The organism is Ruegeria sp. YTSC199, assembly GCF_059609725.1.
In genome coordinates this window covers 1-6,131 of record NZ_JBXWMF010000058.1, presented here as the reverse complement: position 1 = coordinate 6,131, position 6,131 = coordinate 1, and the positions used below count along the sequence as shown (strand labels likewise).

Annotated in this window: 7 protein-coding genes and 1 pseudogene; 3 read left to right on the top strand and 5 right to left on the bottom strand. The window is 48.9% G+C overall.

Annotation, left to right across the window (positions count from 1 at the left end):
- Positions 1 to 87: 87 nt before the first annotated feature.
- The 3 genes and pseudogenes from AC2FEE_RS25370 to AC2FEE_RS25360 all read right to left on the bottom strand — a co-directional run bounded on the left by AC2FEE_RS25370 (position 88) and on the right by AC2FEE_RS25360 (position 1,462).
- On the bottom strand, positions 88 to 777 hold the full coding sequence (locus AC2FEE_RS25370) for a substrate-binding domain-containing protein (protein ID WP_496868191.1): 690 nt from the start codon (positions 775 to 777) through the stop codon (positions 88 to 90).
- A 15-nt stretch (positions 778 to 792) separates the two neighbouring features.
- Positions 793 to 987: pseudogene (locus AC2FEE_RS25365) on the bottom strand (helix-turn-helix domain-containing protein); the annotation flags it as partial.
- Between the two features lie 49 nt (positions 988 to 1,036).
- Positions 1,037 to 1,462, bottom strand: a complete 426-nt coding sequence (locus AC2FEE_RS25360; RefSeq protein WP_496868190.1) for a DoxX family protein — start codon at positions 1,460 to 1,462, stop codon at positions 1,037 to 1,039.
- Positions 1,463 to 1,562: 100 nt separating this feature from the next.
- On the opposite strand from AC2FEE_RS25360, the gene AC2FEE_RS25355 reads away from it, so the two are divergent.
- Complete coding sequence (locus AC2FEE_RS25355) at positions 1,563 to 2,456, top strand: LysR family transcriptional regulator (protein WP_496868189.1); 894 nt, start codon at positions 1,563 to 1,565, stop codon at positions 2,454 to 2,456.
- A 227-nt stretch (positions 2,457 to 2,683) separates the two neighbouring features.
- Here the strand turns inward: AC2FEE_RS25355 and AC2FEE_RS25350 are convergent, their stop codons facing one another.
- Both AC2FEE_RS25350 and AC2FEE_RS25345 read right to left on the bottom strand, forming a co-directional pair.
- Positions 2,684 to 3,010: an antibiotic biosynthesis monooxygenase family protein gene (locus tag AC2FEE_RS25350; RefSeq protein ID WP_480711234.1), complete on the bottom strand. Its 327-nt coding sequence runs from the start codon at positions 3,008 to 3,010 to the stop codon at positions 2,684 to 2,686.
- Positions 3,011 to 3,145: 135 nt separating this feature from the next.
- Positions 3,146 to 4,075 (bottom strand): cyclase family protein, encoded by a 930-nt coding sequence (locus AC2FEE_RS25345; protein ID WP_496868188.1) that lies wholly within the window; start codon positions 4,073 to 4,075, stop codon positions 3,146 to 3,148.
- Between the two features lie 566 nt (positions 4,076 to 4,641).
- On the opposite strand from AC2FEE_RS25345, the gene AC2FEE_RS25340 reads away from it, so the two are divergent.
- Positions 4,642 to 5,499: a LysR family transcriptional regulator gene (locus AC2FEE_RS25340; RefSeq protein ID WP_496868187.1), complete on the top strand. Its 858-nt coding sequence runs from the start codon at positions 4,642 to 4,644 to the stop codon at positions 5,497 to 5,499.
- Positions 5,500 to 5,635: 136 nt separating this feature from the next.
- Positions 5,636 to 6,046, top strand: a complete 411-nt coding sequence (locus AC2FEE_RS25335) for a DUF4345 domain-containing protein (protein WP_496868186.1) — start codon at positions 5,636 to 5,638, stop codon at positions 6,044 to 6,046.
- Positions 6,047 to 6,131: the final 85 nt, after the last annotated feature.

Here is a 6,131-nt window from a genome sequence, read left to right as displayed (position 1 = left end):
GTAGATTGAAACTACAGCGAGCCTGATCCTCCTAAGCCAATCAAACGCTCGTGTTCCAAATCATTCGATGACGGACATTCAAGCTAATCAGACTGGAGCAACTAGGGCGAAACCGTTTTCGCGCAATCTCGCTTTTAGCAGTCTGACGACTTCTTGAATTTGTGTGGATCGGTGCATATCCACATGCGTCACAAACCAAATGTCCTCCTGCCAGGAATCTTGTGTTGCACAAACTTCAGTCAAGAGAGCCGGGTCTGCCAATTCGCGTGGTAAAAAACCAACGGCCTTTCCAGTTCGCACTAAATCCCAAAGGACTGGAATACTTCTACTACGCATCCCGATTAACTTTGAGGGAATATTTTCTTCGAGCCAGTTCAAATAGGGAACAGACGGTGCATTATCTGAGGCACCCGCAACACAACCATCAGGTAAATCCTCTAGTCCCCAGCCAGTTCCCATAGATAAAGGTGCAAAGAAACCGACTTCCAGTTTTCTTACGAAAATCACAACATTGTCCGGATCAGTTGGCTTGGGACCTATCCTCAGAACTGCATCCGCTTCGCCTTTTTCCAACTTTAAAATTTCGTCAGTCAAGATGATGGAAATACCCAAACCGGAGTGATTTGCTTTTAAATCACCGATTAGCTGTAGCAAAAGCGGGCTTAGTGTTTCGACCGTGGAAATAGTAATAGTGCCCAAATGCCCAGCTATTTCACTTTCAACCATTCTCTTGACGCGATCAACTTGCATGCTTGTGGTTTCGGCGATGCGAAGCAACTCTTGTCCTATCTTGGTCGCTGTGTACCCACTACGGTGCCGTAAAAATAACCGAACCCCCAATGACGCCTCCAAACTATCAATGTGGCGAGTTATCGTGGCTCTATGGACATTTAGCTGTGACGAAGCAGCACTGACCGTGCCAAGTTTAGCTACACTTGCAGCGGTTCGAATTTCATTCCAGTGACTTATGGCGGATGCACTGTTCATTGGCTTTGCCCTGAATTTTAGGAGGAGCCGGCTAAGCAAAGCCGGGTAACTAGCTCGCTCGGCTCGGAGAGAACTTCAATTTACAAGACCGGATTGAAAAAACCCCCTCTCCGGTCATTGCGTGCACAACCAGCGCAGCTGCCCAAAATGCAGGATACTCCCAACCCCCGTGAGGGTTTGAAAAGAGCCATCCATTTGCACCGTGAGCGAACAAGATTGCACCAAGGAGTATTGGAAGCAAAGCCATCGCTGCGATCCGGGAATGGTAGCCAAGTACCAGAGCAATGCCGCCGATTATCTCGGCAATTATTACAATGTACGCTAGGGGGCCTGGTAGTCCGATGCTTATGAAGAATTGAGCCGTACCTTCTGGAGTAATGACTAATATTTTAGTTGCCGCGTGTGCTAGAAATAGGACCCCCAATGTGACCCGAAGAAGTAACGCCGCATACGGTGCCAAGTCCTTGTCTATCATGCCTGTCTCCTTGCTTGTGCAACTGACGAACTAGCACTCGTCACCGACTGAGATAATGGCTACTTTGGGCGTTTCAGTACCGGTTTTTTTGGAGGTAATCGTGGACACACTGCAGGCCATGCGGTGCTTCGTGAACGTGGTGGCTGCTGGTTCATTCAAGGAGGCCGCAGCACGTTTGAACCTGTCGAGCAAACTTGTGTCAAAGCAAGTTGCCAAGTTAGAGGAGCATTTAGGTGTTCGCTTGCTGCATCGAACAACACGAGCAGTGAGTTTAACTGAGGCGGGTACTACTTACTACGAAGGGTGTATCTCCTTAGTGGCAAGCGTTGATGAACTTGAGGCTTTGGTGCATCCAGACAGTGAGTCTCCTTCGGGCCGATTACGTATTAGCGCACCTACGACCTTCACCGAAAAGTGCTTGATGCCGCATTTTGTTGAGTTTCAGACACGATATCCCCACATTTTGATAAATTTAAGTCTCAGTGATCATTATGAAGGGATAGTAGAAGAGGGATTTGATCTAGCGATTAGAATTGGGCGCCTAGCAGACTCAGGCTTGATTGCCAGCAAGATTGCTTCGACTGCAGTAGTGCTTTGCGCCTCTCCTGGTTATCTATCTGGCGCTCCAAGACTCAATCATCCGTCAGATCTCAGAGAGCACAAGTGCGTTATCGATACTAATTTTCGCGACAACGGAACTTGGACTTTTAATGTAGGGGGTGACACCATTCATCTACGTTTACCTGAGCAGATATCCGTGAATAGCGCGGAGGCAGCGAGAAAGTATGCGCTTGCTGGTGGGGGCGTCGCAAAATGCCCTCTCTATTCTGTGGAGGATGACATTGAGAGTGGTGATCTGGTGCAAATTTTGCCCGACGCAATCAATAGTACGCTGGATATTTCAGTGCTCTACAGCAGTTCAAAATTTTTACCGCCAAAAGTCCGAGTCTTTGTAGATTACCTAAAGAATGAGATGAAAAGGCAGTCAAAGTGAAAGTAAAGTTCCTGTGCTACTCTAAGCCAAAGCACGCGCAGTAACTGTAAACTGTTTCGAACGGATTGCTTTCTGCGCTTGTAAAAAGTCGTTCAAATTTAATGAGTAAGTACTGTCCAAAACAAATAAAACCAGAGCATTGGTGAAGCTCTCTGGCATAGAAAACCGCCGCTCGAAACGAGCGACGGATATCTCAGCTTCTATGTGGAGTGACTTGGCACAGCGGATCAAACGGTGCCGTAAGACTCTATAGACCTATAAAGTGAAACACCGGCAGCTGGGTCACTTTCATCAAATTCCATCAAGGCCAAAAACTCAAGGCAGGCAGGAGATCCAGTGAACAAATTGAAGGCCGCTTGAGCATCTTCTTGGCTTTCCCAATATACAAGGTCGGCGTATTCCCTTTCATTTAGTTGCAAAAGTTCACGCTTGATAAAGCCCTTCATCATATCCAGAAACTCTACCTGTAGTCTCTGAGATGCCGCCATTAGGTCTTCGACCCTAATACCATCTTTGAGCTTTATTTCCGCGAGCTCTACCGCTTTCTGAGACATACATTCTCCTAACTTACGCTTGAGAAGCGAGATTTATAGTGGTTCGGAATTAGTGACACATGAGTGTCGTTGATCAGCTAGGCTGAGGACCGCACGACTATTTTGCTGATCGGGAAATCCATTATGGAGTAGGGGTTAACCGTTTTTGTCACTGTCGCAGACGCCAAAAACTCGAGCGGGGCCGCCTGTCCCGCCAACATGGTTCAAGGCGCCGACGATGAGCGAACAGTCACCTTTCTTAGAGGCTGCTGAAAGTTCGTCTACATTTGCAAGGTTCTCAACCAGTAAGATATCACGTTGGTATAGCTTGACATGCGCGGGCCAAGAGTCTGACCAGTCGTCGGAAGACCCGCGGACTCCATCGCCGGAGTCTCCACTCAGACTGTCAGTAGCGATGCCTGATATGCGGACACCTTTTTCATCCATAATCTCGATGAGTCGATCGAGCGCTTCTTCTGTGAAGCCAGGATGGTTGAGACCGTTGACGTACCCCGCCGCTTCCCAATCTTCGCCGCCCATTCCGTAGAATTGTCCCCAGCCAAGATTGGCCACGACCCAAGCGCCGTCTACAATTTGATCGGCAACATTGTCGATGTCCGCTGCACGCACGGTCGCTTGCGAAGTGTCAGAGAAATCAGTAATCGACTTGTCAAGGTGCGGGAGCCCATCGTTTTTCTGCAATTCCGCTGCCACGCGATCAGAGACATCTATCATGACCACTTTGCCGGTTAGGTCTTCAGCTGTTAACTCCTCTGTGGCGCGCCTCTGATCATTTGCAATACTGCCTTTTGATAGGCTGTCACTGTTGTTCAAATAGTGGTTTGGGCTGTTAAAGCTCGTACCATTGTGTTCTTGAATAAGTATGGCTGCCGAAAGGAACTCACCTTCATTGGTGGGCCAAATATCAGCAGGGTACAAAATTGCCTGGTGATAGAAGCCTGCAATTGGTTTGCTATCTCCTACCGGTTTCGACAGGTCAGGCTTCAACGGGTCGCTGGCAAGAGGTTCGAAGGTAGGAATAGGTTGTGTAAGATCATAGAATTTCAGTTCTCCTGCCGTTGCCATTGCCGGCGCTAGTAGGCAAGCAACCGTTGACAGAGCAGCAGTTTTCGATCGTCTTGGCATTTGATTTTCCTTATTAGGCTGATGGTTGCTTTGATTGATCCGAGTTGCACTGTTGGATCAATGATCCGTGCCCCGTTTCCCTCAAAGCCATCCAAGTTACGCACCCGAGTGCTCCGGAGATATGGCAGTAAAAAAACTGCAAACGAGGCTCTATGACGCGCAGCGCCTGCGCGGAAATTGATCATCGCCAAATTGTTGGCCTATGAGGGTGGACGCCGAGAACTATGAACCAGAGCCTAGTGGCATAGTCCAAAGTCGCTTCAAGACACCACTTTTTAAAAAGCGGGCATCGCATGCTATCAAGTCAAGAGTGGGAAACGATACGCCTGAACGATGCCACATAGTGCATTGCAATTTCCAAAACTCAGGCTGCATAACTTACCTCTTTTGCTCGAACCAAACTTCGGGTGCCAAAGGACCGCTTGCGACTCTTCTGAAGTGCCGGAACCGCAAAGTGGAAACAAAACAACAACCCTGCAATTGTCTGCTAAGGCAAGAGAAATTTGATGAAAAACTGGAACGACATTCGAACCGCCGCTTTTGTAGCTCGATTGGGCACAGTAAGTGCTGCTGCAGAAGCGCTCGGTTTGCATAGAGCTACCGTGGTCAGGCACATTGATGCACTTGAAAAGCAACTGGGTGCAAAACTGTTTCTTAGGCACCCCAACGGGTTCACCGCAACGCCATTGGCACAAGAACTCCTGAATATGGCGGATGCTACCGAAGCTCACTTCAACGAGCTTTCATTGCGGGCCAATGCTCAAGGGAAAAGGCTGGAAGGGACGCTAAAAATCACGTTGGTGGATGATCTAGCACCGCTAATACTCCCGGTCATAAAGTCATTCCAGGCTACCAATCCAGGAATGAAAATTGAAGTTATTGGATCCGACCAAAAACTGCGCTTGGAATATGGCGAGGCAGACATTGCTCTGCGCATCGGCCCAAAGCCCCAACACCCAGACAACGTGGTGATACCTTTTGTGAAAATTAGGATGGGTCTTTTTGCGCAGCAAGAAACAGACTGGCCGGAAGATTTAAATCAGCTGCCAGACAACTGCTTGGTGGGGCCAACAATTCATGCGCCTAAGTCTCCTTACTTTGAATGGCTAGCTGCCGGCGTTCCAAGTCGGGCAGTTGGTTTCCGAAGCAACAGGTTGCCGGTGCTCTGGGCTGCTGTACGAAGTGGGTTAGGTGCTGGTTTTCTCCCGTCTCTCCGCGCCGAGGAGGCTTCCCTCAAGCAACTTGTTGAGCCGAAGGAAGATTGGCATGAGGCGACTTGGCTGGTCACGCACGTGGACATGCATCGTACGGCGAAAGTCCAAGCGTTTATTCAGTTGGCTAAGTCGCATTCTTCCGGCGTTTAAAAAATGCGCACCCTATGCGCGATCTTACTTCTTTTCGCCGATATTTCAAACCTCTACGTGTTTTCAGCAAAGATTGGTGGGGCAGCTATTTCTTCACTGACGGACCCACCACCTGCTGAATTGAACGGAGTTTGATATGAAAATGAAACCTATTGCTGAATCCGCCTTTTTGTTGGTCGCTGGCGCTATGATAGTCGGTGCAGGAGGGACAATGTTACTCGCTCCTGACGTACTACACGCAAAGAATGGCGTTGATATTGGGACTAACCCAAACCTGTTAAGTGAAATCCGAGCTCCTGGGGCATTTTTGCTATTCTCCGGCTTATTTGTGCTGGCAACGCTGAAGATTTCTCGTTGGCGTAACTACGCAACAGCGCTGACGGCGCTAATCTACACGTCCTTTGGCGTTGGGCGGGTTTGGAGTTTACTAGTCGACGGTGCACCGGTTCCCGGATTGCTCTTTGTCACAGTTTTGGAGTTATCGGTTGGAATTGTCGCGCTAGTATCACTAATTCTACGGACTGAGGCGAGACAAGTTCGCTTGTAAGGTGATGCTGTCCGTTGTCAGGGATTTTGGGACAGATGGCTGCCTGAGCTAAGAGAGGATCTGGCGCATCTGGTTGGTTTGATTA

Coding starts and splice junctions, on each gene's coding strand:
- AC2FEE_RS25360 (WP_496868190.1), bottom strand. CDS start 1,462: ATGATAGACAAGGACTTGGCACCGTATGCGGCGTTACTTCTTCGGGTC.
- AC2FEE_RS25350 (WP_480711234.1), bottom strand. CDS start 3,010: ATGTCTCAGAAAGCGGTAGAGCTCGCGGAAATAAAGCTCAAAGATGGT.
- AC2FEE_RS25345 (WP_496868188.1), bottom strand. CDS start 4,075: ATGGCAACGGCAGGAGAACTGAAATTCTATGATCTTACACAACCTATT.
- AC2FEE_RS25340 (WP_496868187.1), top strand. CDS start 4,642: ATGAAAAACTGGAACGACATTCGAACCGCCGCTTTTGTAGCTCGATTG.
- AC2FEE_RS25335 (WP_496868186.1), top strand. CDS start 5,636: ATGAAAATGAAACCTATTGCTGAATCCGCCTTTTTGTTGGTCGCTGGC.